The organism is Streptomyces sp. NPDC048196, from assembly GCF_040652715.1.
GTDB lineage: Bacteria > Actinomycetota > Actinomycetes > Streptomycetales > Streptomycetaceae > Streptomyces > Streptomyces siderophoricus.
In genome coordinates this window covers 20,496-45,232 of sequence record NZ_JBEZMM010000049.1, presented here as the reverse complement: position 1 = coordinate 45,232, position 24,737 = coordinate 20,496, and the positions used below count along the sequence as shown (strand labels likewise).

The following is a 24,737-nucleotide window of genomic DNA, read 5'->3' as shown; positions in this document are numbered from 1 at the left end:
CACACCCGGCGGCGCACGCGCCCCGCGCGGGGAACGGCGGTGCGGCTCGGCCTGATGGCGGTGCCGCTCGCCTTCTTCGCGCTGTTCTTCGCCTATCCGGTGGCCGCCATCGTCGGACGGGGGCTGAAGGACGGCGGACAGTGGCAGCTCGGCCGGCTCGGAGCCGTACTGACCGACCCGGACATCGTCCATGTGCTGTGGTTCACCGTGTGGCAGGCAGCGGCCTCCACCGGCCTGACACTGCTCATCGCACTGCCCGGGGCTTACGTCTTCGCGCGTTTCGACTTCCCCGGCAAACAGCTGCTGCGTGCGGTGGTGGCGGTGCCGTTCGTGCTGCCGACCGTTGTCGTCGGCTCCGCCTTCCTGGCCCTCGTCGGCCGTGGAGGGCTGCTGGACGAACTCTGGGGCCTGCGCCTGGACACCTCGGTGTGGGCGATCCTGCTCGCGCACGTCTTCTTCAACTACGCCGTGGTCGTGCGGACCGTCGGCGGGCTGTGGGGGCAACTCGATCCGCGCCAGGAAGAGGCCGCGCGGGTACTGGGCGCCGGGCGGTTCGCGGCCTGGCGCAGGGTGACGCTGCCTGCACTGGGGCCGGCCGTCGCGGCGGCCGCACTGATGGTTTTCCTCTTCACCTTCACCTCCTTCGGCGTCGTCCAGATCCTGGGCGGCCCCACCTTCTCGACGCTGGAGGTGGAGATCTACCGGCAGACCGCGGACTTCCTGGACCTGCCGACCGCCGCGGTCCTCACCATGATCCAGTTCGCGGCCGTACTGGGCGTCCTCGCGCTGCACGCCTGGACGGTGCGCCGACGGGAAACCGCCCTCCGGCTCGTGGACGCCTCGCAGGCCGCCCGTCGACCGCGCGGCCGCGGCCAATGGGCGCTCCTGTGGGGCAACTTCCTGGTCATCACCGTGCTGCTCATCGGCCCGCTGGTCGTGCTCGTCGAGCGGTCGTTCGCCGGCCCTGACGGCTACGGGACGATCTTCTACGACTCGCTGCGCTCCGCCGCGTCCGCCGACAGCACCTTCGCCGTCGCCCCGCTCGACGCCCTGGGGAACTCCCTCGCCTACGGAGCCGCGGCGACGCTGATCGCCTTGGTGATCGGCGGACTGGCGGCCGCCGCCCTGACCTTGCCTCGGCTCCGCAGAAGGCCGTCCGGGCGGACACCCGTGGTCAACCGGTTCGTCCGGGGCTTCGACGCCCTCTTGATGCTGCCCCTCGGTGTCTCCGCGGTGACCGTCGGCTTCGGCTTTCTGATCACCCTCGACAGGCCACCTCTGGACCTGCGTGCCTCCTGGTGGCTGGTCCCGCTTGCCCAGGCGCTGGTGGGGGTGCCGTTCGTGGTCCGGACGATGCTGCCCGTACTGAAGGCGGTCGACGGGCGACTGCGCGAGGCCGCCGCCGTCCTCGGTGCCTCGCCATGGCGGGTATGGCGCGAGGTCGATCTTCCGATGGTGCGGCGAGCCGTGCTGATCGCCGCAGGGTTCGCCTTCGCCGTGTCGCTCGGCGAATTCGGCGCGACGGTGTTCATCGCACGGCCGGACCACCCGACGCTGCCGGTGGCCGTGGCACGGCTGCTGGGGCGAGCGGGAGAGCTCAACTACGGGCAGGCGATGGCCCTCTCGACCATCCTGATGATGGTCTGCGCCGGCGCCCTGCTGGTCCTGGAGCGCATCCGCATCAACCACCCCGGGGAGTTCTAGATGACGGCACGGGCCGAGACCACTGCGCCGGACCTGCTGCGCCTGGACGGCGTGACCGTCCGCTTCGGCTCCGCCGACCGCCCCGCCCTGGACTCGGTGGACCTGGATGTCGCCGCGCACGAAATCGTGTGCGTCCTGGGCCCGAGCGGCAGCGGCAAGTCCACCCTGCTGCGGGTGGTCGCCGGTCTTCAGCAGGCAGACGCGGGTCGGGTGCTGCTGGAAGGGCGGGATCAGGCGGGAGTGGCCACGCACCGGCGCGGGGTCGGCCTGATGTTTCAGGACCACCAGCTTTTCCCGCAGCGGGACGTCGCGGGCAACGTGGCCTTCGGGCTGCGGATGCGACGCACCGCGCGCACCGACCGGGACCGTACGGTCACCGAACTGCTCGACCTCGTCGGGCTTCCGGGCGCCCAGCGACGCGCCGTGGCGTCCCTGTCCGGCGGTGAACAGCAGCGGGTCGCATTGGCCCGCGCGCTCGCTCCGCGCCCCCGCCTGCTGATGCTGGACGAACCGCTCGGTCAGCTCGACCGCGGTCTTCGCGAGCGGCTGGTCGTCGAACTCCGCAGTCTCTTCCAGGAGTTGGGGACGACCGTACTGGCCGTCACGCACGACCAGGGTGAGGCCTTCGCGCTCGCCGACCGGGTCGTGGTGATGCAGGAGGGCCGGATCGCGCAGATCGGCACCCCGCTGGAGGTCTGGCAGCGCCCGGCCTCGGAATTCGTCGCCCGCTTCCTCGGCTTCGACAACGTGGTCGAGGCGACGGTGCAGGGTGAGGCCGCCGTTACCCCGTGGGGCAAGGTGCCGATCCCCAACGGGACCCCGGACGGACCGTGCCGGCTGCTCGTACGTCCGGCCGGTGTGCGGCTGATGCCGGCGCCCGAGGGCCTGCCCTGTAGGGTCGCGGCCCGCACCTTCCGCGGTACGCACGTCGCCCTGCTGCTCCAGCCCTCTGGCGGACCGCAGTTGGAGGCGGCCTGCGCCCTGCGCGAGGCGCCGGAGGTGGGGGAGCGCGTGGGGATCGCGTTCACCGCACAGGACGTCGTGGTCCTGGACGCTGTGGAACAGGACGTTTCGAACCCGGCGGAATAACTGGTGGGTGCGGAGTAACTGTGTCTGTGCTTGTGCTTGCGCCTCTGCCATGGCCATGGAGTGCTCCTTGAGGTGGTCGTCGTGCCTTGTTGAGGGGTGGTTTGTTGGTCATCCGAGGGGAAGGGAGTCCGGCCGGCGGCCCTGTGGGACCACCAGACCCAACTCGTAGGCGAGGATCACGGCTTGAGCGCGGTCACGTAGACCCATCTTGGTGAACAGCCGGTTGATGTGCGTCTTGACGGTGTGGTCGGTGATCGTCAGTCGCTCGGCGATCTCCGCGTTGGAAAGTCCCTGGGCGATCTGGACGAGCACCTCCACCTCGCGGCCGGTCAGCTCCTCAACCGTGCGTACGGGCACCGGCGCCGCGCGTTGCTTGACGAAGGCCGCGATGAGCCGCTTCGTCAGTTCCGGCGCGAGAAGGGCATTCCCCTCCGCCACCACCCTTACGGCATGGAGGAGTTCCGGGAATGTCGCATCTTTGAGCAGGAAGCCGCTGGCCCCGGCCGCGAGCGCGTCATAGACGTACTCGTCGAGACCGAACGTCGTCAGCATCAGCGCTTTCGTGGTGCTGCCGGACGCCCGGGTGATCTCACGGGCAGCCTCGATGCCGTTCTTGTGCGGCATGCGGATGTCCAGCAGCGCCAGGTCGGGCCGCTGCTCCGCGGCGACACGCACCGCCTGAACCCCGTCCTCGGCCTCACCGACCACCTCGATGTCGTCCTGAGTGCCCAGCAGATTGATAAATGCGGTGCGGACGACCGCCTGGTCGTCAGCGACGATTGCTCTGATCACCAAGGGATTTCCGCTTCTATGAGAAAGCCGCCGTCGGGTCCGGGCCCGGCCGTGAACTTCCCGCCGAGCAGCGCCGCCCGCTCCTGCATGCCGACCAGCCCGTGGCCGGTGTGGGCCGCATCCACCGGACCTGGTCCGTCGTCCGCGATGCGCACCGCCAGCCGGTCGGAGCAGTAGCCGATCTCCACCACCGTATGAGCCCCCGGCGCATGTCGACGCGCGTTGGTCAGCCCCTCCTGCACGATGCGGTATGCGGACAGCTCCCAGGAGGTGGGCAGCGCAACACGTTCACCGCTGATGCGCAGCTCGACCTCACCGCCCACCGAGCGGTGCTGGGTTATGAGGTCGTCCAGTGCGTCGAGGGTCGGCTGGGGAGCCGTGCCGGCTTTGTCCTCGGGTCCGGTCCGCAGGGCGCCCAGTAGTCGGTGCAGCTCGGCCATCGACGAGCGGGCGGAGGTGGCGATCTGCTGAAAACCCTCGCGGGCCTGCGGTGAGAGACCAGGCGTGGTGTAGGTGGCGCTCTCGGCCTGGACCGCGATCATCGAGACCGAGTGCGAGATGACATCGTGGAGTTCGCGGGCGATCGCCGCCCGCTCGGCATCGGCGGCCTGCTGCCGCTCCATCTCGATCAACCGAGCCTGTGCCGCGGCGCGCTCCCGACGTGTTTCCTCCCGTGCACGCACCGCATCACCCATCGACACCGCCGCGAGGATCGCCACGCTCAGTACGAACCACTCGGCGTACAGACTGGGGGAGTAGGTGGGCCATTCCCATGTCGCAATGTGCCACTGGTTCACGATGAGCGAGAGAACCGAGCCGGCGACGACAACGACCACGGGGTGGGCAACTCTGCGACGCCCGAGGGTGTAGCAGCTGATCAGCCCGCTCGCGGCGGCCGCGATATAGAGGTCGCTGCCGGCCGCGAAGCTGACCTGGACCGCTACTACCGCGACCACCGCGATGGCCGGGTGCGAACGGCGCCAAGCCAGGGCCGCGGCGGACGCCAGCACGGCGAGCGCGATCACCAGCGAGTGCCGCGGCACGACCACCAGTTCCGCGGCAGCGAACGCCGTCAGCGCTCCGCCGGTGATCCAGGGGTATGAGGGCGACGCGATCCATCCGCGCAGCCGCTGCTGGAGAGATTTGCTCATGCCGATATTTTTCAAAACCGCGCCATGCCGCAGCGTCGCCGCACGGGTTGATCTCTCGACCGCATGTCATGCCACGGGTTGACGTCGAGGTTCAGTTGCTGGGTTGACGCCCCGCGAGCCAGCACTCCGTAGCCTCGTGATCACGCGAGGACGGAGGAGCCATGGGCTACCAATACCCCTTATGTGTAAGGGAGTTGCCGACGTTGTGGTCGGCGAAGCGGCCGTGGTCAGTCATATGGCCGACGGTCGCAGTCGACATGCCGTTTCGAAATACCTCAAGGCCGTACTGATCAGCCCTGACGCCGTGCGACTGACGGAGGGAGAAAGGGCGTGCCCGGGGCAGTTCAGAGTGAGACTGCGACTGGGACCGGCTCCTACAACGATCCGGCGTGATGACTGACCAAAGGATGAAAGGGCTATCGGCTGCGCTCGGCGCTGGGCCGGACATCCCTCGCCGCGCCCGAGGTCTGGTCGTGACCGGGAGAAGGCGCGGCACCATCGGGCAGAGCCCCATTCGCCGCCTCGGGCGCGCCCGGACCTAGGGACCCCAGCTCCTTGTCAGCCCCCGTGCTCGATCGTGCTGCCGAGGTCGACGCCGTCGCGGCGTGGGAACCGTCCGGCTCGGGCTCGCCGAACCAGGCGACTGCGACCGCTCCCGCCACGGCCACTACAAAACCGAGGACGGCGACCCAGGCGAATCCCGGACGGGAGGAGTCGCCGAGCCAGAGGACGCCGAGGATGCCGGGCACCACGGTTTCGCCCACCACGAGCGCCGCCGTGGCGCCGTTCACCGAACCGATCTGCAGGGCGACGGTGTGCAGATACATGCCGCCGAGACCCGCGACGAGGATCGCATACAGGGCAGGGTCGGCGAGCATGGACGGCAGATGGAAGGGGTCGGCGCCGTTCAGCACCCGTACGCCGACGCCGAGGGCACCGAAGCCCAGGCCGGAGAGCAGACCGGCGAAGATTGCAGCCCGTCCACCCATCAGGCGCACGATCAAGGTGCCCCCGCCCATGAGCAGGACGGAGGCGGCGAGCAGCCACCAGTGGGTGGCGATCGGGGTGTGGCCGCTGCCTTCCGGGCCTGCGGCCGTGGCGAGCAGCACCAGCGCGGAACAGACCACGCCGATGGAGCCCCACTCGGCCTTGCTGAGCCGGATGCCGAGGAGTTTGATGCTCAGAACGGCGGTGATCACGAGGTTCGCGCTGATCACGGTCTGGGAGAGGAACAGCGGCAGCAGCCGGGCCGCCAGCGCGCCGAGCCCGAAACCGATGAAGTCCAGCACGGAGCCCAGCAGGAATTCCCAGGTCACGGCGGCTTTGGCGGTCGAGGAGAGGCTCGGGCCGCCGTGCTGGGTGACACCCGTGGTGGAGGCCTTGGCCGCCTCTTGGCGGGCGGACTTACGGGAGCCGACCGCCTGTAGGACCGAACCCGTGCCGTAGCAGGCCGAGGCCGCCACGGCCGTCAGAAGGCCGATGATCACCGAGAGCTCCGTTCGCCCACTGTCTGCATTACCTGTTCATTGCCTGCTTGGCAGACGTGCATTTCGGGAGGGGAGTTGCCTCAGCGGGCAAACGGATCACACGTCGCCGGCAGGAGCGCCCGTTCGTCTTTTCGGATGGCCGGGTGGAAGAACGTTCCCTCGTTCAGGATGAAGCCCCGCCCCTCAGGCGGACGAGCGCGTCCGGGACCTCCTCCACCGAGTCGACAAGGGCGATCCGGGTAGCCATGGGGCGGTCCGCGGCGAGGGCCTGGAGCAGGGGCCAGGTGGGCAGCTTCTCGGTCCAGTGCGCGCGGTTCACCAGCACCATCGGGGTTGGCTCACCCCGCGACTGGTAGTAGTTCGGCGTCGCATTGTCGAAGATCTCCTGGACGGTCCCCGCCGCGCCGGGCAGGAACACGACGCCGGCGTTCGAGCGTGCCAGCAGGCCGTCCTCGCGCACCGCGTTGACGAAGTACTTGGCGATGTGGGACGCAAAGGCATTGGGCGGTTCGTGTCCGTAGAACCAGGTCGGGATGCCGACCGAGGAGCCGCCGCCCGGCCGGCTCCGGCGTACGTCGAAGGCGGCACGCGCCCAGTCGGTGATCGACGGGCCGAAGTGGGGTGCCTTGGAAAGGATCTCCAGAGCGGAATCGAGCATGTCGTCCTCGAAGGGCGCGGCATACGCGCCGAGGTTCGCGGCCTCCATCGCGCCCGGACCACCACCCGTCGCCACGGTCAGGCCGTCGCGCGCGAGGCGGCGACCGAGTCGGGCCGCCCCTGCGTAGGCTGCGGACCCGCGCTCCAGCGCATGTCCGCCCATGATGCCCACCACCTGTGCGCCCGCGAGGTGTTCGTCGAGGGCATCGGAGACGGCGTCGTCGTGGATGCTGCGCAGCATCGAGGCGAAGATGTCGCCGTCCGATTTGGTGTCCTGGTACCAGTGATAGGTGAGCGCGTCCGGGGTGGTGTCGTAGCCCGCGTCGACCAACCCCTCGAAAAGCTCCTCCGGCCCGTACAAGCTGCCCCGATAGGGATCGAACGGCAGGTCCGGTATGGGCGGGAAGACCAAGGCGCCGCCGGCCCGGACCTTGGCCGCCGCGTCCGGTTCCATGGCGCAGCCGAGAAACACGGATTCCGTGGTGTCCGTGCTGAGGAGCGCGAACGTACGGTCCGTCAGATCGACCGACTGGATGCGGTAGCCGGCGAGGCTGCTGGTGGAGGCGACCTGGTCGAACTCCTCCAGGGACTCGATCTCACGGTCGCGTTCGGGGTGACGGTCGGACGCTGGGGACTCTGAATTCCGGTGCACGCCCGACATGCTAGGGCCGCAGGGACTCCACCAGGGGACGGAGGTTACGGTCGGCGGCCGCGGAATCCAGGGCGGCGCGCAGGGCGCCGTCGTACGTCGGCCGTGCCTTCTTCTGCAGCTTGCGGCCTTCCTCGGTGATCACGCTGTACACACCGCGCCGGTCGTCGGGGCACAGGTCGCGGCGGGTGAGGCCGGAGGACTCCAGACGCGAGGCCAGTCGGCTCACCGAGCTCTGGTTGAGGCCGATGAGATCGGCGAGTTCCTGCATCCGCAGTTCGCCGTCGCCTGCCTCTGCCAGCCGTGCCAGCGCGCGGTACTCCGACAGTCCGATGCTGTGGTGCTGCTGCAGGGCTTTTGCCAGTTCCTGCTCGACGCGCGTGTGCAGTGCTCCGAGCCGGTCCCAGTGCTCCGCGTCCATCGCCATCCGCCCCTTCTGCCTTTTTCCGCTGGGCCCTTGACAGCAGCGTACATGCGTCCGAAACTTATGTATGCGCATGCAACTGATGCGTGTGCATTGAACGAGGGGGAGATGAAGATGGCGACGGAGAACGTGGCACTCGAGGCGCGGAACGCGACCGAGATCGAGCGGATCGCCACCGTGCCGGACTGGTACGAGCCGTACAAGATCTCACAGGCCATCAGGGCGGGCGGTTTGATCCACGTCTCGGGGCAGGCGGGAATCGACGAGCAGGGGCGGACCGTCTCGGACGATTTCCTGGAACAAGGCCGGCAGGCTTTCGCGAACGTCCAACGGGTCCTGGCCGCGGCGGATGCTTCGCTGGCCGACGTCGTCAAGGTCGGCATCTTCGTGACGGACATGGCGGCCCACCTCGATCATGTCATCACGCTGCGCGAGGAGTTCCTGTCCGAGCCCTATCCCGCCGACACGCTGCTGGAAGTGTCAGCTCTTGCCCAACCGGACTGGCGAATAGAGGTGGAGGTCACGGCGCTGGACCGCCGCTGACCGCGGGCACGCACTCAGGTTGGGCAAGGGCCCGTCATCGCCCCTAGCTGGGCAACGCGGTTCGAGGGGGAGTAGGGCCCTACCCAGCCCTGCCGCAGCGGGCACTGCGTCAGGCGCACCGCAGTATGGGCCAGATGCGTACGGCATACGTGCACGCACCGTGCTGTTACGACGCACTCCCTCAGCCACCGACCACCCACCGCCACGCCCTGCCAGCCCGACCTGCCCGCCCGACGTCGCCGCAGGCAGGCCAACTGGCTGGCGGGTTCCACCACCTGACACCAACAGCCTGGCCACCACCTGGCTGAGGCCGCCCGCACCGGCCTCAGGAGACCCACTCAGAAGCTGGACACACCACCCCAGCCACCGCCCAACTCCCTACCCCCTCAGCTGAACCACAGCACAACCCCCAGCACAACCCACAGCTCCCCCAGCTCACCCGCCAACACGATGCATAGCTCACCGTCAACTCATCGCACAGCTCAAGGCCCAGTCCACTGCGCAGCCCACCCGCCAGCTCAATGCATCAACGGCAGCGTCGCCATTTCAGCCACGGTCCAGGTCAGGGGAACCAGGACGATCAAGAGGACCAGGGTGCGGAGAGCGGCGGCACGGTGGAGGACGGAGGCGGAAGCGCCCAAGCGGCGGAGGGCGGCCGTGGTCCGGGCGCGGGCCGAGCGGGATTCCAGGGCGGCGGTCAGGGCGCTGGCGGTGACACAGGCGAGGACGACCGTTGCGCCGACGCCCGTGAGGGGACCGAAAGGACGGGAGGGTACGGAGTCGTAGACCTTGACGGCGACGTAGGCAGCGGAGGCGACCGCGCACAGGACGCCCAGCGGGCGGCCCAGGCGGTGGGACTCCTCCTGGAGGACGCGTCCGGAGAGGAGGCGCAGGGCGCCGGGTCGGCCGGCGCACAGGAGGCGGCCGCAGAGATGCACCAGTCCGGGGCCGGCCAGGACGAGTCCCAGGGCCGACAGGGCCCAGCCGCCCAGTACGCCCGGGGGGCTGCCGATCAGCCGGCCGGGCAGGGGGAGCAGTCCGCCGTGGGCCTTGGAGGCGGGGCTGGTGTAGGCCTCGATCGCCAGGCCCGCAGCGGCCAGCGCGATGCCCCAGGGGAGACCGGACGGCGGGGCGGTCCGGGGACGGGGCTCGGCGTCCTGTGACCCGGCGTCGTCGCGGGGGCGCAGGGAGACGGCGGTCGCGGCGGACGCGGTCAGCGGTACGAGGGCCAGCAGGAGGAGGGCTCCGACGAGCGGCAGGGGGTGGCCGGCGCCCAGCAGGTCGGCGTCGATGCCGAGGGAGCGGGCGGTGTCCGTGCCGCCGAGGTCGCCGCGGAGGCGCAGGAAGACGAGCAGCGAGAGGAGGACGCCGAGGAAGCAGGTCAGCGCGGTGGAAGCGGTGGCGAGGAGGGTGAGACGGAGGGGGCCCAGGCCGGCGGCGGTCATGCCGCGCTGGAGGCGGGCGGCCGGGTCGGTGCGGGCCGTGGAAACCGCGAGCTGTGCGGTGGCGGCGAGCGGGGCGGCGCACCACAGCAGCCGTACGACGGATTCCTCGGCCGCGGCCGGGTGGCCGGCGGCGTGGCCGATGGTGGACAGCATGAGGAAGCCGGTGCCGGCCGCGGCGGTGGACACGAGGAGTCGGCGCAGCAGGACGAGGGGGTGAGAACCGCGGGCTAGACGGAGAGCGAGCACGCTGCCCTGCTTTCCTCATCGGGGGAGCCGGCGCCGGCCGGTGCGGCGGTCGACTGGCGGCCGTCGAGAAGTGCGACGGACCGGTCGGCGAGGGTGCCGATGTCCGGTTCGTGGGTTGCCAGGACCACGGTGATCTGGTGCGAGCGGGCCGCGGTGGTCAGGGTGCGCAGGACCTGGGTGCCGTCGGCGTGGTGCAGGGGGGCGGTGGGCTCGTCGGCGAAGAGCACCTGCGGGGTGGTGGCGAGGGCGCGGGCGATGGCGACGCGCTGCCGCTGGGACTGGTCGAGCTGGGCGGGGCGGCGGCGGGCGCACATGCCGACGTCGAGGCGGTCGAGCCATTCGATCGCGGTGTGCTTCGCGGAGCGGGCGCCGGTGCCGCGCAGCAGCAGGGGGAGGGCGGCGTTCTCCCAGGCGGTGAGTTCGGGAACGAGGTGAGGTTCGGTGTCGATCCAGCCGAACCGGTCGAGACGCAGCCGTTCGCGGCTGGGCGAGGAGAGGGTGTGCACGGGGGCGCTGTTGAACCAGACCTCGCCCTCGGTGGGGACGAGTTGACCGGAGAGGCACTTCAGGAGAGTGGTCTTACCGCTGCCGCGCGGGCCGTTGACGGCGAGGATCTCGCCCTCGCGGACGCCGAGCGAGATGCCGGCGAGGGCGGTGGTCCCACCGTACGTGTGATGCAGGCCGCGGGCCCAGAGAACGTCGTTGTCAGGCGGGGCCACCATCTGCGCACCTCTTGCTCGTTCGCGTCGATTCGTTCCCCCGAGCGGGTGAACGACCATGGAGGGTATCGGTCACTAGCACGGTAAGGATTGCTGACCCCCGGTATTCGCCGCTTGGCAGCACAACGGCCCAGATTCACTCGTATGGCTTGAAGTGAGTGAATCTGAGCCGCTGGGTGTTCAGTTGTGTATCTGTGAGCTCCGCATCAGCGAAACAGGAGGTGACGCGATGATCAGAGCTTGGTCCAGGCCTCGGTGAGGACCGCGCGCAGGATCTGCTCGATCTCGTCGAAGACCGACTGATCGGCGATCAGCGGCGGGGCCAGCTGGATGACCGGGTCGCCACGGTCGTCGGCCCGGCAGTAGAGACCGTTGTCGTACAGGGCCTTGGAGAGGTAGCCGTAGAGGACGCGCTCGGTCTCCTCGTCGTTGAACGACTCCTTGGTGGCCTTGTCCTTGACGAGCTCGATGCCGTAGAAGAAGCCGTTGCCGCGGACGTCGCCGACGATCGGCAGGTCGTGCAGCTTCTGCAGGGTGCTCAGGAAGTTGCCCTCGTTGTCGAGGACGTGCTTGTTGAGGCCCTCCCGCTCGAAGATGTCGAGGTTGGCGATACCGACGGCCGCGGAGACCGGGTGGCCACCGAAGGTGTAGCCGTGCAGGAAGGTGTTGTCGCCCTTGTAGAACGGCTCGGCCAGGCGGTCGGAGATGATGCAGGCGCCGATCGGGGAGTAGCCCGAGGTCATGCCCTTGGCGCAGGTGATCATGTCCGGGACGTAGCCGAACTTGTCGCAGGCGAACATCGTGCCGAGGCGGCCGAAGGCGCAGATGACCTCGTCGGAGACGAGCAGCACGTCGTACTGGTCGCAGATCTCGCGGACCCGCTGGAAGTAGCCGGGCGGCGGCGGGAAGCAGCCACCGGCGTTCTGCACCGGCTCCAGGAAGACTGCCGCGACGGTCTCGGGGCCCTCGAAGAGGATCTGCTGCTCGATCTGGTCGGCGCACCAGCGGCCGAAGGCCTCCGGGTCGTCACCGAAGATCGGGGCGCGGTAGATGTTGGTGTTCGGCACCTTGTGCGCGCCGGGGACCAGCGGCTCGAAGGGGGCCTTCAGGCCCGGCAGGCCGGTGATCGACAGGGCGCCCTGCGGGGTGCCGTGGTAGGCGACCGCACGCGAGATGACCTTGTGCTTGGTGGGCTTGCCGGTGAGCTTGAAGTACTGCTTGGCCAGCTTCCAGGCGGTCTCGACGGCCTCGCCGCCACCGGTGGTGAAGAAGACCTTGTTCAGGTCGCCCGGGGCGTGCTGGGCCAGGCGCTCGGCCAGCTCGACGGCCTTGGGGTGGGCGTAGGACCACACGGGGAAGAAGGCCAGTTCCTGCGCCTGCTTGTAGGCGGTCTCGGCGAGCTCGACCCGGCCGTGTCCGGCGTTGACCACAAAGAGGCCGGCGAGGCCGTCGATGTAGCGCTTGCCCTTGTCGTCGTAGATGTTGGTGCCCTCACCGCGCACGATCGTGGGCACGGGAGAGTTCTCGTACGACGACATGCGGGTGAAGTGCATCCACAGGTGGTCGTACGCCGTCTTGGAGAGGTCGGCGCTCATTGCTATCTCGTTCCCCAGGTGTAGGTCTGCTTCCGGAGCTTGAGGTACACGAAGCTCTCGGTGGATCGAACGCCGGGAAGCGTGCGGATCCGCTTGTTGATCATTTCCAGAAGGTGGTCGTCGTCCTCGCAGACGATCTCGATGATGAGATCGAAGGAGCCTGCCGTCATGACGACGTACTCGACCTCCTCCATGGTCGTCAGGGCGTCGGCCACGGGGTCGAGGTCACCCTCGACGTTGATGCCGACCATTGCCTGCCGACGGAAACCGACCGTGAGGGGGTCGGTGACCGCGACGATCTGCATCACGCCTTGGTCGAGCAGTTTCTGTACGCGCTGGCGCACGGCCGCCTCGGACAGGCCTACGGCCTTGCCGATCGCGGCGTACGGACGGCGCCCGTCCTCCTGGAGCTGCTCGATGATCGCCAGGGAGACGGAGTCGATCGACGGAGTGCCGTTTCTGTCACGAGTGGCCACGTCCCTCACTGTGCACGAGCCTCGACAGTCTTGCAACCCCAAATCGATGAAATTAGTCGTGTCGCGGTCAGAATTTCACTGATTCCGTTGTTCCCGAGTGGCGGGTGTGTTGAAAACGTGGGTTCCGCGGCTAGGGTGGTGCCTAACCACCGGACAGTGGTTCCCAATGACCGGACATCTGACTGAAGGGGGCGCACAGTGACCACCGCACTGCGTCGTCTGCGCAACTACATCGACGGGGAGTTCCGGGACGCCGCCGACGGGCGGACCACGGAGGTGGTCAATCCCGCGACGGGTGAGGCATACGCCACCGCCCCTCTCTCGGGTGCCGCCGACGTGGACGCGGCGATGGCCGCGGCCGAGGCTGCTTTTCCCGTATGGCGTGACCTGATCCCCGCCGAGCGGCAGAAGGTACTGCTCAAGATCGCGGACCGCTTCGAGGAGCGCGCCGAGGAGCTGATCGCCGCCGAGTCCGAGAACTGCGGCAAGCCGATCGCGCTCGTCCGCTCCGAGGAAATCCCGCCGATGGTGGACCAGATCCGTTTCTTCGCGGGTGCCGCCCGGATGCTGGAGGGCCGCGCGGCCGGCGAGTACATGGACGGCTTCACGTCCATCATCCGCCGCGAGCCGGTGGGCGTCTGCGCCCAGGTCGCGCCGTGGAACTACCCGATGATGATGGCCGTCTGGAAGTTCGCCCCGGCCATGGCCGCGGGCAACACCGTCGTCATCAAGCCGTCCGACACCACCCCCGCCTCGACGGTCCTGATCGCCGACATCATCGGCAGCGTGCTGGACGAGCTGGGCCACCCGCGCGGCGTGTTCAACGTCATCTGCGGTGACCGCGAGACCGGCCGCCTGATGGTCGAGCACGAGGTCCCGGCGATGGCCTCGATCACCGGCTCGGTGCGCGCCGGTATGCAGGTCGCCGAGTCCGCCTCCAAGGACCTCAAGCGGGTCCACCTGGAGCTCGGTGGCAAGGCCCCGGTCGTCGTCTTCGAGGACACCGACATCGCCAAGGCCGTCGAGGACATCGCGGTCGCCGGTTACTTCAACGCCGGCCAGGACTGTACGGCCGCCACCCGCGTGCTCGTCCAGGAGTCCATCCACGACGAGTTCGTGGCCGCGCTCGCCAAGAAGGCCGCGGAGACCAAGACCGGTGCGATCGACGACGAGGACGTGCTCTACGGCCCGTTGAACAACGCCAACCAGCTCAAGCAGGTCAAGGGCTTCATCGAGCGGCTGCCCGCGCACGCCAAGATCGAGGCGGGCGGCGAGCAGGTCGGCGAGAAGGGCTACTTCTTCGCCCCGACCGTCGTCTCCGGTCTCCAGCAGGACGACGAGATCGTCCAGCAGGAGGTGTTCGGCCCGGTCATCACCGTCCAGTCCTTCTCCGACGAGAAGCAGGCGGTGGCGTGGGCCAACGGCGTCGAGTACGCGCTGGCGTCCTCGGTGTGGACCAAGGACCACGCCCGAGCCATGCGGCTGTCCAAGAGCCTCGACTTCGGCTGTGTGTGGATCAACACCCACATCCCGCTGGTCGCCGAGATGCCGCACGGCGGATTCAAGAAGTCCGGTTACGGCAAGGACCTCTCGGCCTACGGGTTCGACGACTACACCCGGATCAAGCACGTGATGACCTCGCTCAACGACTGAGCGGACCGGCCGGCCTGACCGGCCGACCCGGGGGATCCCCACCGTCGAGCGGCACGGAACGCTCGACACACCGTCGCGGGCGGAGGCCCGGCAACTGACGCTCTGTCGCTTGCCGCCTCCGCCCGCGGCACGTGAGAGTGCTCGCCATGGCTGATCTTTCGCGGCGGGCGCTGCTTCGGGGCATGGGCGCAACGGGTGTGACGGGAGCGCTGGCCGCCCTGACCGGATGCGGGGTGCCGCCCGCGTACGTCGAGGCCGCGGACCGCGGGGGCCCGGACCGTTCCGGGCGGGACCGGAAGGTCGTCTTCGCCAACTGGCCGCTCTACATCGACGTCGACGACCACGACAAGGAGCGGCGCCCCACCCTCGACGCGTTCCAGCGGCGCACCGGGATCTCCGTCACGTACACCGAGGAGATCAACGACAACGACGAGTTCTTCGGCAAGATCAGCCCGGCGTTGATGAACCACCAGAGCACCGGCCGCGACCTGATCGTCATCAGCGACTGGATGTGCGCGCGGTTCGTCCGGCTCGGGTGGGTGCAGAAGATGGACCGCGCCGCCCAGCCGAATGTCGCCAAATACCTCGACCCGCTGCTGCGCACCCCGCACTTCGACCCCGGCCGGCTGCACTCGGTGCCCTGGCAGTCCGGGATCACCGGCATCGCCTACAACCGCAAGAAGCTCGGCCGGGAGATCAAGCACACCTCGGACCTCTGGAAGCCCGATCTGCGCGGCCGGATCACCCTGCTCTCGGGGCTCGACGAGGCGTTCGCCCTGCTCATGCAGGGGAACGGGGCCGACATCACCCGCTGGACGGCGGACGACTTCTACCGGATGACCGACCAGATCCGCGGCCTGGTCCACAAGGGCCACATCCGGCGCTTCACCGGCAACGACTACATCAAGGACCTCGACTCGGGGGACGTGCTCGCCGCCCAGGCCTACTCGGGCGATGTGATCCAGCTCCAGGCGGACAACCCGGACATCGAGTTCGTGGTGCCCCAGGAGGGCGCCGAATTGTGGGCGGAGAGCCTGATGATCCCCAACCTCGCCGACCACAAGCGCAACGCGGAGCGACTGATCGACTACTACTACGCGCCGGAGGTCGCCGCGGACCTGGCCGCCTGGGTCAATTACGTTTGTCCCGTACCGGCCGCGCGCGACGTGCTGGCCTCCTCCAAGGACAAGGAGCGGGCCGCGCTCGCCGAGGACCCGCTGATCTTCCCCGATGACGCGATGCGCAAGCGGCTGGCCATCGCCCGGGACATCACGTCCAAGGAGCGGACCGAGTTCGCGAAGGAGTGGAACGGGATCGTGGGGCTGTAGGGAGGGGTGCGGAGCGCGGTGCGGGCGGCGTCTAGAGCGGCGGGATGTCGTTCTGGCCGGCTCCGATGCGCACCTGGTTGCCCGGCGGGAGGTCGTGGGAGGGCTGGCCCTTGAGGCTGGTGCCGACGGCCTGGGCGGAGAACGTCCTGCCGGCCGGGAGCATGGCCGTGTACTGGGTGTGCCCGGTGTGTACCGCTTTTCGTTCCTTCTTGGTCGGGGAGGTGGCGATCTCGATCGTGTCGCCCTCCTCGGCGCCGACCAGCTTGCCCCAGACCGTGCGGCAGCCGGGGCTGTAGCGGACCGAGACCTGCATGCTCCCGGCCAGCTCCCGGGCCAGGGTGACCGCGCCCCGGTCGCAGTGGGTGTCCTTGGGGTCGAGGCCGTCGCATTCGATCATCGTGCAGGTCGGGGGCTCGGTCGCGGCCGTGACGGCGGACGGGACGGCGGGACCGGCCCCGCCGCCGCGGTCGTCGTCCCGTTCACCGCCCGCGAGCAGCGGGATCGCCACGGTCAGCACGGTGGTCACCGCGGCCACGATCACCGAACCGATCAGCGTCTCGGGGCCGTGCCGCTTCAGCCACGAGCGCTCGACGGGCGGGGCCGTACGCGGGCCCGGTCCCGAGTGGTCCGTGCCGTCCTGGGGATCATCCGCATCGCCTCGTGAGCCGGGCACGCGACCTCCTGCACCGTATGACTCTTCGTCAGGAGGGCAGGATAAGGCGATTGGCCGGATATGACGCGGGCAGATCCGGTCGTTGTGTCGCCGATGACGGCGGCGTCCCCGCGGGGGAACGCCGCCGGTCGGCGGCCGGAGGTGCCGTTCAGCCGCGCCAGGAGGCGGTGTACGCGTCGATCTCGGCGGCCAGCCGGGCCTTGGCCGGGGCGTCCATGAAGGAGGCCTCGACGCCGTTCTTGGCCAGGGCGGCCAGCCCGGCGGCGTCCAGGCCCAACAGCCGGGCGGCGACGGCGTATTCGGTGTTGAGGTCGGTGCCGAACATCGGCGGGTCGTCGCTGTTGATGGTGACCAGGACGCCCGCGTCGACCATCTCCTTGATCGGGTGCTCGTCCAGGGTGCGGACCGCGCGGGTGGCGATGTTGGAGGTGGGGCAGACCTCCAACGGTATGCGGTGCTCGGCGAGATGGGCGAGCAGCGCGGGGTCCTGGGTCGCGCTGGTGCCGTGCCCGATGCGCTCGGCGCGGAGGTCGCGGAGCGCGTCCCAGATCGTGCCGGGGCCGGTGGTCTCGCCGGCGTGCGGTACGGAGTGCAGTCCGGCGGCGATCGCGCGGTCGAAGTACGGCTTGAACTGCGGGCGCGGGACGCCGATTTCGGGTCCGCCGAGCCCGAACGACACCAGTCCCTCGGGCTGCAGGTCGCAGGCGATCCGGGCGGTCTCCTCGGCGGCCTCCAGACCGGCCTCGCCGGGGATGTCGAAGCACCAGCGGAGCACCACGCCCAGCTCGGACTCCGCGGACTTCCGGGCGTCCTCGATGGCCTCGACGAACGCGGCGTCGGGGATGCCGCGGCGGGTGGAGCTGAACGGCGTGATGGTCAGCTCGGCGTAGCGGATCTGCTGGCGCGCCATGTCCCGGGCGACCTCGTACGTCAGCAGCCGGACGTCCTCGGCGTCGCGGATCAGGTCCACGACGGAGAGGTAGACCTCGATGAAGTGCGCGAAGTCGCGGAAGGTGAAGTAGTCGGCCAGCGCCTCGGGGTCGGTGGGGACGGCGGAGTCCGGGTGCCGGGCGGCCAGCTCGGAGACGATCCGCGGCGAGGCCGAGCCGACGTGGTGGACGTGCAGCTCCGCCTTGGGCAGGCCCGCGATGAAGGCATCGAGATCGGACAACGGATCCTCCTGGTCAGGGATGGGCGGGATGAGCGGAACGGCCCGGTCGGCCCCGTCATGCTATGCCGGGCGGGTGACGGGCCAGGGGGCTGCCCTCGGGGGCGCCCCGCCCGCTACGCCGCCGCGTCCTCGCGCAGCCGCTGGCGGGCCTCCATCAGGGCGAAGCCCAGCAGGTTCAGCCCGCGCCAGCGCTCCGGGGCCGCGGCGCGTTCGTCGTCGGCGGCCAGGCCGATGCCCCATATGCGGTCCAGCGGGCTGGCCTCGACCAGGACCCGGGAGTTCGTGCCCAGCAGGAAGTCCCGCAGGGCGGGGTCCTGGCCGAATTTGTGCAGGCTGCCCTCGACGACCAGGGCGAAGCGGTGGCGCCGCCAGGCCTCCTCGTCGAAGCCCCGGACCTTCCGGCCGGCGTCCTTGGCCTGCTTGGGGTGGCCGGCCGCGACGGCCTGCCGCTCCGCCTCCGCGTCGCCGAAGAGCCGGGCCTTGCCGGCCATCATCCAGTGCTCGGCGGTGGCGTAGGTGGTCCCGTCGACCGTGAAGGGGGCCGGCCACCACTGGCTGAAGCAGCTCGGGCTCAGGCCGCCGTCGCGATGCGGGCGGTGCCCCCAGAAAAAGACGTATTTCGGACGCTTGCTGGCGGATGTCTCCCGGCGCAGTTCCTCGACCGAGCGCGGCCCGTCCGCGGCGCGCCCGCCCATGATCCCCCCGGCGATCCCGGGGGCCCGCCCCGGATCACTCCCCGTGCTGTCGTGCATCATGCCGGGATTCTGTCAGCGGGCACTGACAACGTGTCGGGGTCCGCACCGCAGAAATCGCAGAATTCGTCGCGTAACCAAAAGGCAACAACGGAATCCCTTGTTGAGGCTGTTCTACTCTGTCAAGATCGGCCATCGATTCCGGAAATAGCTACGCCAGGCAGTGCCGCGGAGCCGCCCCGGCGCCCGGCGGAGGAGAGCACCATGGATCACCGATTCGACGTCACCGAGCGATTCGCCCAGGGCGCGCAATTCATTGCGGGCAGCCTCCGGAGCGGCACCTCCGGCCGCAGCCAGGAGGTCGTGGACCCGGCGACCGGTGAGACGGTGTACCGCTACGAACTCGCAGGTACGGCCGATGTCGACGCGGCCGTCGAGGCGGCCGGACGGGCCTTTCCGGAGTGGGCCGGGGCCACGCCCGGCGAGCGCTCCGACACCCTCCACCGCTTCGCCGCCGCGCTCGCCGAGGACGCCGCCGATCTCGCCTTCGCCGAATCACTGAACTGCGGAAAGCCGATCAAGCTCAGCAATGAGTTCGATGTGCCGGGTTCGATCGACAATGCCGCATTCTTCGCCGGTGCGGCCCGCCATCTGGAGGGCAAGGCGGCCGGCGAATACAGCGCCGACCACACCTCCGTGATCCGCCGCGAGCCCATCGGCGTCGTCGGTTCCATCGCGCCCTGGAACTATCCGCTCCAGATGGCCGCGTGGAAGGTGTTGCCGGCCATCGCCGCGGGCAACACCATCGTCCTGAAGCCGGCCGAGATCACCCCGCTGACCTCGTTGCTCTTCGCGCAGGCAGCCCAGCGCGCGGGGCTGCCCGACGGAGTGCTCAACATCGTCTCCGGGGCCGGCCGGGACGCCGGTGAGCACCTGGTGGGCCACCGCACCGTCGCGATGACCTCCTTCACCGGCTCGACCGCCGTCGGCAAGCGCGTCGCCGAGATCGCCACCGGAACCGTCAAGCGCCTCCACCTCGAACTCGGCGGCAAGGCCCCGTTCGTCGTGTTCGACGACGCGGACCTGGAGGCGGCCGTCCACGGAGCGGTCGCCGGAGCGCTGATCAACACCGGCCAGGACTGCACCGCCGCCACCCGCGCCTACGTCCAGCGCCCGCTCTACGACGCCTTCGTCAGCGGCGTCGCGGACCTCATGGCGACCGTACGGCTCGGCGACCCCTTCGACCCGTCCACCGACCTGGGCCCGCTGATCTCGCACACCCAGCGTGACCGGGTGGCCGCCTTCGTCGACCGGGCGCGCGACTACGCCACCGTCGTCACCGGCGGCGCGGCCCCCCAGGGCGAGCTGGCCAAGGGCGCGTACTACCTGCCCACGCTGATCGCCGGCGCCGCCCAGGACAGCGAGGTCGTGCAGTCCGAGATCTTCGGCCCGGTGCTGGTCGTGCTGCCCTTCGACAGCGACGACGAGGGCATCGCCCTGGCCAACGACACCCCGTACGGGCTGGCCGCCTCCGCCTGGAGCCGGGACGTCTACCGCACCGGCCGCGCCACCCGCGAGATCAAGGCGGGCTGCGTCTGGGTCAACGACCACATCCCGATCATCAGCGAGATGCCGCACGGCGGCGCCAAGGCGTCCGGCTTCGGCAAGGACATGTCGGCCTACTCCTTCGAGGAGTACACGCAGGTCAAGCACGTGATGTACGACAACACCGCGGTCGCCAGGAAGGACTGGCACCGCACGATCTTCGGGGACCGCGCCTGACGGGACCACCGGGGTCCGTACGGCCCCCGGACCGGTCCCCGGACGCCTCCCCGGAGCGAGCCCCCACCTCGCCCCGCCCGTTCCCCGCCCGTACGGGCGCAATCCCGCGGCCAGCGGCCGCACGGCACCGTCACCGCCGGCCGAGCGCCGGGCTCACCCCTGAAAGGGCACCGCGCATGGAGCACCACCAGCAGCCCGAACCCCTGTCGGCGGTCGAACTCGCCGCCGTGCGCCGGAGCGCGACCAACGGCCGGCTCGCCATGACCCGCCGCTCGCTGCTGCGCGCGGGCAGTGCCATGGCGGCCGTCACCGGCGGCCTGGGCGCCCTGGGGGCCTGCGGCATCCCGCCCGCCGGCCGTACCGACGCCGTGGCGTCCCAGGACCACTCCCGGAAGGAGAAGCGGCTCAACTTCTCCAACTGGACCGAGTACATGGACGTCAGCGACGACGGCAAGCACCACCCGACGCTGGACCGTTTCACCCGGCGCACCGGCATCGCCGTCAAATACACCGAGGACATCAACGACAACGACGAGTTCTTCGGCAAGGTCCAGGCGCAGCTGGCGGCCGGCCAGGACACCGGCCGCGACCTGATCGTGCTCACCGACTGGATGTGCGCACGGATGATCTCCCTCGGCTGGATCCAGAAGCTGGACCCGGCCAATCTGCCGCACGCCTACGCCAACCTCTCGGCGCAGTTCCGCGACCCCGCCTGGGACCCCGGCCGGGCGCACTCCTACGTGTGGCAGGGCATCCCCGCGATCATCGCGTACAACAAGAAGGCCACCGGCGGCCGGAAGGTCGACTCGGTCAGCCAGCTGCTGGAGGATCCGCAGCTCAAGGGCCGGGTCGGCTTCCTCTCCGAGATGCGCGACTCCATCGGGCTGACCCTCCTGGACATGGGCAAGAAGCCCGAGGAGGTCACCGCGGACGACTTCGACGCGGCGATCGCCCGGCTCCAGAAGGGCGTCGACTCCAAGCAGATCCGCCGCTTCACCGGCAACGACTACACCACGGACCTGGACAAGGGCGACCTCGCCGCGTGCGTGGCCTGGGCGGGCGACATCGTCCAGCTGCAGAGCGACAACCCGGACATCGAGTACGTGGTCCCCAAGAGCGGCTACATGACGTCCACCGACAACCTGATGGTGCCGAACAAGGCCCGCCACAAGGAAAACGCCGAACGGCTCATCGACTACTTCTACGAGCCGAAGGTGGCGGCGCAGCTCGCGGCGTACATCAACTACGTCTGCCCGGTCGACGGCGTCCGCGAGGAACTCGCCAAGATCGACAAGAAGGCGGCGGACAACCCGCTGATCCTGCCGGACAAGGAAATGGCCGCCAGGTCCCACTCCTTCCGCGCGCTGACCGCCAAGGAGAACAAGGCGTTCAGCCAGAAGTTCTCCGACCTCACCGGCGCCTGACCCCACCACGCACCGGGCCCGCCCCCGAGCCGTTTCGCCCACCGACCCACGGGACGACCGACATGACCAAGACCGCGACCCCCCAGAGCAGCGGCGGCGACGTCCGCCTCCAAGGGATAAGCAAGATTTACGGCTCCTTCACCGCCGTCCATCCGCTCGACCTGACCGTCCCCGCGGGCTCCTTCTTCGCGCTGCTGGGCGCCTCCGGCTGCGGCAAGACCACCACCCTGCGGATGATCGCCGGCCTGGAGGAGCCCACCACCGGGACCGTCGAACTCGCGGGCCAGGACGTCACCGTCCTGCCGCCCTACAAGCGCCAGGTCAACACCGTCTTCCAGAACTACGCGCTCTTCCCGCACCTCGACATCTACGAGAACGTCGCCTTCGGACTCCGCCGCCGCGGCATCAAGTCCGTCAAGAAGCAGGTCGAGGAGATGCTCGACCTGGTCCAGCTCGGCCCGATGGCGCGCCGCAAGCCGCAGCAGCTCTCCGGCGGCCAGCAGCAGCGCGTCGCGGTCGCCCGTGCGCTGATCAACCACCCGCAGGTGCTGCTCCTCGACGAGCCGCTGGGCGCCCTCGACCTCAAGCTGCGCCGCCAGATGCAACTGGAGCTCAAGCGCATCCAGACCGAGGTCGGCATCACCTTCGTACACGTCACCCACGACCAGGAAGAGGCCATGACGATGGCCGACACCGTGGCCGTGATGAACGGCGGCCGGGTCGAGCAACTCGGCGCCCCCGCCGACCTCTACGAGAACCCCGCCACCACCTTCGTCGCCAACTTCCTGGGCACCTCCAACCTCATCGAGGCCGAGGTCGTCGAGGCCGGCGGCGACGAACTGCTGCTCAAGGCCGCGGACGCCAAGCTCCGGATGCCCGCCGCCCGATGCAGCGCCTCGGCCCGCACGGGCGAGAAGGTGCTGGCCGGCGTCCGGCCCGAGAAGGTCGCCCTGCGGCACGCCGACGACGCCGGGTCCATCACCGAGGGCCACAACCGGCTGCCCGGCCGCATCAAAAACGCCAGCTTCATCGGCGTCTCCACGCAGTACGTCGTCGACGTTCCGGGCCTGGGCGAACTCGCCGTCTACGAGCAGAACATCGAGCGCGACGGCAGGCTCGTCCCCGGCGCGGAGACCGTGCTGCACTGGAGCCCGGCGCACACCTTCGGGTTGGACGCCACCCAGGACATCCAGGCCGGCGCGGACCTCGACGAGGAGGCCGCGTGACCACCACCGAAGCCCCCGCGCCACCACAGGAGCAGAGCACCGCACCCCTGGAGGTGCGCAAGACCCCGGCCCGCAAACGGCTGGTGCCCTACTGGCTGCTGCTGCCCGGCATCCTGTGGCTGATCGTCTTCTTCGCCGCCCCGCTCGTCTACCAGGCGTCGACCTCCATCCAGACCGGCTCCCTCGAAGAGGGCTTCAAGGTCACCTGGCACTTCGCCACCTACTGGGACGCACTGGGCGAATACTGGCCGCAGTTCGTCCGCTCGGTCGGCTACGCCGGCATCGCCACCGCGCTCTGCCTGCTCCTGGGTTACCCGCTGGCGTACCTGATCGCCTTCAAGGCGGGCCGCTGGCGCAACGTCGTGATGATCCTGGTCATCGCCCCGTTCTTCACCAGCTTCCTGATCCGCACGCTGGCCTGGAAGACGATCCTGGCCGACGGCGGACCGGTCGTCGCCGCCCTGAACTCGCTGCACCTCCTCGACGTCACCAGCGCGCTGGGCATCACCGAGGGACACCGGGTGCTGGCCACCCCGCTCGCGGTGGTCTGCGGACTGACGTACAACTTCCTGCCGTTCATGGTCCTGCCGCTCTACACCTCGCTGGAGCGGATCGACCCGCGGCTGCACGAGGCGGCCGGCGATCTCTACGCCCGCCCGGCCACCACCTTCCGCCGGGTGACCTTCCCGCTGTCGATGCCCGGCGTCGTCGCGGGCACCCTGCTCACCTTCATCCCGGCCGCCGGTGACTACATCAACGCCGAACTGCTGGGCTCCACCGACCAGAAGATGATCGGCAACGTCATCCAGTCGCAGTTCCTGCGCGTCCTGGACTACCCGACCGCCGCCGCCCTCTCCTTCATCCTCATGGCGGCCATCCTCGCCATGGTCACGATCTACATCCGCAAGTCCGGGACGGAGGATCTGGTCTGATGGCGGCGACAAGCACCACGGCCACCACGGCCACGAGCACGGCAACCACGGCGCCCACGAACGGCCGCACGCCCAACAAGGGCCTGCGCTGGCTGCGCCGCAACATCATCACCCTCGCGGGGCTGGGCACCCTGGGCTACCTCATCCTGCCCAACCTCGTCGTGATGGTCTTCTCGTTCAACAAGCCCAACGGCCGCTTCAACTACCAGTGGCAGCGGTTCTCCACGGACGCCTGGACCGACCCCTGCGGAGTCGCCGACCTGTGCGGCTCGCTGGGCCTCAGCCTGCAGATCGCCGTATGGGCCACGGTCGGCGCGACCGTCCTCGGCACGATGATCGCGTTCGCGCTGGCCCGCTACCGCTTCCGCGCCCGGGCCGGCGTCAACACCCTGATCTTCCTGCCGATGGCCATGCCCGAGGTCGTCATGGCCGCCTCGCTGGCGACCCTCTTCCTCAACATGGGCATCCAGTTCGGCTTCTGGACGATCCTCATCGCCCACATCATGTTCTGCCTGAGCTTCGTCGTCACCGCCGTCAAGGCCCGCGTGATGAGCATGGACCCGCGGCTCGAACAGGCCGCCCAGGACCTCTACGCCTCGCCCACGCAGACCTTCCTGCGGGTGACGCTGCCGATCGCCGCGCCCGGCATCGCGTCCGGCGCCCTGCTCTCCTTCGCGCTCTCCTTCGACGACTTCATCATCACCAACTTCAACGCCGGCTCCACCGTGACCTTCCCGATGTTCGTCTGGGGATCGGCACAGCGGGGCACACCCGTTCAGATCAATGTCATCGGTACGGCGATGTTCCTGGTCGCCGTGGTGTGCGTAGTGGTCGGCCAACTGGCCGGCAAACGCCGTAAGAGGAGCTAGAGGAGCTGAG

22 protein-coding genes are annotated in these 24,737 nt (G+C 69.4%); 10 read left to right on the top strand and 12 right to left on the bottom strand.

All coding sequences use genetic code 11. The features are described from left to right. The first annotated feature begins 54 nt into the window (after positions 1-54). Together AB0E02_RS32115 and AB0E02_RS32110 are read left to right on the top strand one after the other, a co-directional pair. Entirely contained in the window at positions 55-1,704 is a 1,650-nt protein-coding gene (locus tag AB0E02_RS32115; RefSeq protein ID WP_362145942.1) for an iron ABC transporter permease, read from the top strand. Next, entirely contained in the window at positions 1,705-2,793 is a 1,089-nt protein-coding gene (locus AB0E02_RS32110; RefSeq protein WP_362145903.1) for an ABC transporter ATP-binding protein, read from the top strand. Positions 2,794-2,901: 108 nt separating this feature from the next. On the opposite strand, the gene AB0E02_RS32105 is transcribed toward AB0E02_RS32110, so the two are convergent. The 5 genes from AB0E02_RS32105 to AB0E02_RS32085 all read right to left on the bottom strand — a co-directional run bounded on the left by AB0E02_RS32105 (position 2,902) and on the right by AB0E02_RS32085 (position 7,950). Then, positions 2,902-3,588: a response regulator transcription factor gene (locus AB0E02_RS32105; protein WP_362145900.1), complete on the bottom strand. Its 687-nt coding sequence runs from the start codon at positions 3,586-3,588 to the stop codon at positions 2,902-2,904. Further along, a complete protein-coding gene (locus tag AB0E02_RS32100) occupies positions 3,582-4,736 on the bottom strand; it encodes a histidine kinase (RefSeq protein WP_362145897.1) in 1,155 nt (384 codons plus the stop codon). Before AB0E02_RS32100 ends, AB0E02_RS32105 begins: the two co-directional genes overlap by 7 nt. 416 nt (positions 4,737-5,152) lie before the next feature. Continuing rightward, the gene (locus AB0E02_RS32095; RefSeq protein ID WP_362145894.1) at positions 5,153-6,223 is read right to left on the bottom strand and encodes a hypothetical protein; all 1,071 of its coding nucleotides are present in this window, start codon (positions 6,221-6,223) and stop codon (positions 5,153-5,155) included. Between the two features lie 163 nt (positions 6,224-6,386). Next, positions 6,387-7,532 carry an LOG family protein gene (locus tag AB0E02_RS32090; protein WP_362145891.1) on the bottom strand — a complete coding sequence of 382 codons (1,146 nt, stop codon included), beginning with the start codon at positions 7,530-7,532 and terminating at the stop codon, positions 6,387-6,389. 10 nt (positions 7,533-7,542) lie between these two features. Beyond that, positions 7,543-7,950 (bottom strand): MarR family transcriptional regulator, encoded by a 408-nt coding sequence (locus AB0E02_RS32085; RefSeq protein WP_362145939.1) that lies wholly within the window; start codon positions 7,948-7,950, stop codon positions 7,543-7,545. 111 nt (positions 7,951-8,061) lie between these two features. Between AB0E02_RS32085 and AB0E02_RS32080 the strand changes: the two genes are divergently transcribed. Continuing rightward, the gene (locus AB0E02_RS32080; RefSeq protein ID WP_362145888.1) at positions 8,062-8,496 is read left to right on the top strand and encodes a RidA family protein; all 435 of its coding nucleotides are present in this window, start codon (positions 8,062-8,064) and stop codon (positions 8,494-8,496) included. Positions 8,497-9,014: 518 nt separating this feature from the next. Here AB0E02_RS32080 and AB0E02_RS32075 read toward each other — a convergent pair. From AB0E02_RS32075 to AB0E02_RS32060, 4 genes are all read right to left on the bottom strand, one after another. Further along, positions 9,015-10,187 carry a hypothetical protein gene (locus tag AB0E02_RS32075; RefSeq protein WP_362145885.1) on the bottom strand — a complete coding sequence of 391 codons (1,173 nt, stop codon included), beginning with the start codon at positions 10,185-10,187 and terminating at the stop codon, positions 9,015-9,017. Continuing rightward, entirely contained in the window at positions 10,169-10,909 is a 741-nt protein-coding gene (locus AB0E02_RS32070) for an ATP-binding cassette domain-containing protein (protein ID WP_362145882.1), read from the bottom strand. Before AB0E02_RS32070 ends, AB0E02_RS32075 begins: the two co-directional genes overlap by 19 nt. A 230-nt stretch (positions 10,910-11,139) precedes the next feature. Continuing rightward, complete coding sequence (locus tag AB0E02_RS32065) at positions 11,140-12,501, bottom strand: aspartate aminotransferase family protein (protein WP_362145879.1); 1,362 nt, start codon at positions 12,499-12,501, stop codon at positions 11,140-11,142. Positions 12,502-12,503: 2 nt separating this feature from the next. After that, positions 12,504-12,977 carry an Lrp/AsnC family transcriptional regulator gene (locus AB0E02_RS32060; protein ID WP_018087114.1) on the bottom strand — a complete coding sequence of 158 codons (474 nt, stop codon included), beginning with the start codon at positions 12,975-12,977 and terminating at the stop codon, positions 12,504-12,506. Between the two features lie 198 nt (positions 12,978-13,175). Between AB0E02_RS32060 and AB0E02_RS32055 the strand changes: the two genes are divergently transcribed. Beyond that, positions 13,176-14,630 carry a gamma-aminobutyraldehyde dehydrogenase gene (locus AB0E02_RS32055; protein WP_362145876.1) on the top strand — a complete coding sequence of 485 codons (1,455 nt, stop codon included), beginning with the start codon at positions 13,176-13,178 and terminating at the stop codon, positions 14,628-14,630. A gap of 146 nt (positions 14,631-14,776) precedes the next feature. Further along, on the top strand, positions 14,777-15,958 hold the full coding sequence (locus tag AB0E02_RS32050; protein ID WP_362145873.1) for a spermidine/putrescine ABC transporter substrate-binding protein: 1,182 nt from the start codon (positions 14,777-14,779) through the stop codon (positions 15,956-15,958). Positions 15,959-15,989: 31 nt separating this feature from the next. Here AB0E02_RS32050 and AB0E02_RS32045 read toward each other — a convergent pair whose 3' ends face one another. From AB0E02_RS32045 to AB0E02_RS32035, 3 genes are all read right to left on the bottom strand, one after another. Next, positions 15,990-16,631, bottom strand: coding sequence for a DUF2690 domain-containing protein (locus AB0E02_RS32045; RefSeq protein ID WP_362145870.1), 642 nt, complete (start codon positions 16,629-16,631; stop codon positions 15,990-15,992). A gap of 148 nt (positions 16,632-16,779) precedes the next feature. Continuing rightward, on the bottom strand, positions 16,780-17,802 hold the full coding sequence (locus AB0E02_RS32040; RefSeq protein WP_351536647.1) for an adenosine deaminase: 1,023 nt from the start codon (positions 17,800-17,802) through the stop codon (positions 16,780-16,782). A 113-nt stretch (positions 17,803-17,915) separates the two neighbouring features. Beyond that, on the bottom strand, positions 17,916-18,497 hold the full coding sequence (locus tag AB0E02_RS32035) for an NADAR family protein (protein ID WP_362145936.1): 582 nt from the start codon (positions 18,495-18,497) through the stop codon (positions 17,916-17,918). A gap of 261 nt (positions 18,498-18,758) precedes the next feature. Between AB0E02_RS32035 and AB0E02_RS32030 the strand changes: the two genes are divergently transcribed. From AB0E02_RS32030 to AB0E02_RS32010, 5 genes are all read left to right on the top strand, one after another. Continuing rightward, positions 18,759-20,276, top strand: coding sequence for a gamma-aminobutyraldehyde dehydrogenase (locus AB0E02_RS32030; protein ID WP_362145867.1), 1,518 nt, complete (start codon positions 18,759-18,761; stop codon positions 20,274-20,276). 176 nt (positions 20,277-20,452) lie between these two features. Further along, positions 20,453-21,700: a spermidine/putrescine ABC transporter substrate-binding protein gene (locus AB0E02_RS32025; RefSeq protein WP_362145865.1), complete on the top strand. Its 1,248-nt coding sequence runs from the start codon at positions 20,453-20,455 to the stop codon at positions 21,698-21,700. Positions 21,701-21,762: 62 nt separating this feature from the next. Further along, positions 21,763-22,926 (top strand): ABC transporter ATP-binding protein, encoded by a 1,164-nt coding sequence (locus AB0E02_RS32020; RefSeq protein ID WP_362145862.1) that lies wholly within the window; start codon positions 21,763-21,765, stop codon positions 22,924-22,926. Next, positions 22,923-23,858, top strand: a complete 936-nt coding sequence (locus AB0E02_RS32015) for an ABC transporter permease (RefSeq protein ID WP_362145859.1) — start codon at positions 22,923-22,925, stop codon at positions 23,856-23,858. The genes AB0E02_RS32020 and AB0E02_RS32015 overlap by 4 nt, the downstream gene beginning before the upstream one ends. Further along, entirely contained in the window at positions 23,858-24,727 is an 870-nt protein-coding gene (locus AB0E02_RS32010; protein ID WP_362145856.1) for an ABC transporter permease, read from the top strand. Before AB0E02_RS32015 ends, AB0E02_RS32010 begins: the two co-directional genes overlap by 1 nt. Positions 24,728-24,737: the final 10 nt, after the last annotated feature.

Bases quoted from the DNA above. Each gene is read 5' to 3' on its own strand.
- AB0E02_RS32070 (WP_362145882.1), bottom strand. From the start codon at position 10,909: ATGGTGGCCCCGCCTGACAACGACGTTCTCTGGGCCCGCGGCCTGCAT.
- AB0E02_RS32080 (WP_362145888.1), top strand. From the start codon at position 8,062: ATGAAGATGGCGACGGAGAACGTGGCACTCGAGGCGCGGAACGCGACC.
- AB0E02_RS32020 (WP_362145862.1), top strand. From the start codon at position 21,763: ATGACCAAGACCGCGACCCCCCAGAGCAGCGGCGGCGACGTCCGCCTC.
- AB0E02_RS32010 (WP_362145856.1), top strand. From the start codon at position 23,858: ATGGCGGCGACAAGCACCACGGCCACCACGGCCACGAGCACGGCAACC.
- AB0E02_RS32050 (WP_362145873.1), top strand. From the start codon at position 14,777: ATGGCTGATCTTTCGCGGCGGGCGCTGCTTCGGGGCATGGGCGCAACG.
- AB0E02_RS32115 (WP_362145942.1), top strand. From the start codon at position 55: ATGGCGGTGCCGCTCGCCTTCTTCGCGCTGTTCTTCGCCTATCCGGTG.
- AB0E02_RS32100 (WP_362145897.1), bottom strand. From the start codon at position 4,736: ATGAGCAAATCTCTCCAGCAGCGGCTGCGCGGATGGATCGCGTCGCCC.
- AB0E02_RS32030 (WP_362145867.1), top strand. From the start codon at position 18,759: ATGGATCACCGATTCGACGTCACCGAGCGATTCGCCCAGGGCGCGCAA.
- AB0E02_RS32025 (WP_362145865.1), top strand. From the start codon at position 20,453: ATGGAGCACCACCAGCAGCCCGAACCCCTGTCGGCGGTCGAACTCGCC.
- AB0E02_RS32110 (WP_362145903.1), top strand. From the start codon at position 1,705: ATGACGGCACGGGCCGAGACCACTGCGCCGGACCTGCTGCGCCTGGAC.
- AB0E02_RS32035 (WP_362145936.1), bottom strand. From the start codon at position 18,497: ATGGGCGGGCGCGCCGCGGACGGGCCGCGCTCGGTCGAGGAACTGCGC.
- AB0E02_RS32085 (WP_362145939.1), bottom strand. From the start codon at position 7,950: ATGGACGCGGAGCACTGGGACCGGCTCGGAGCACTGCACACGCGCGTC.
- AB0E02_RS32065 (WP_362145879.1), bottom strand. From the start codon at position 12,501: ATGAGCGCCGACCTCTCCAAGACGGCGTACGACCACCTGTGGATGCAC.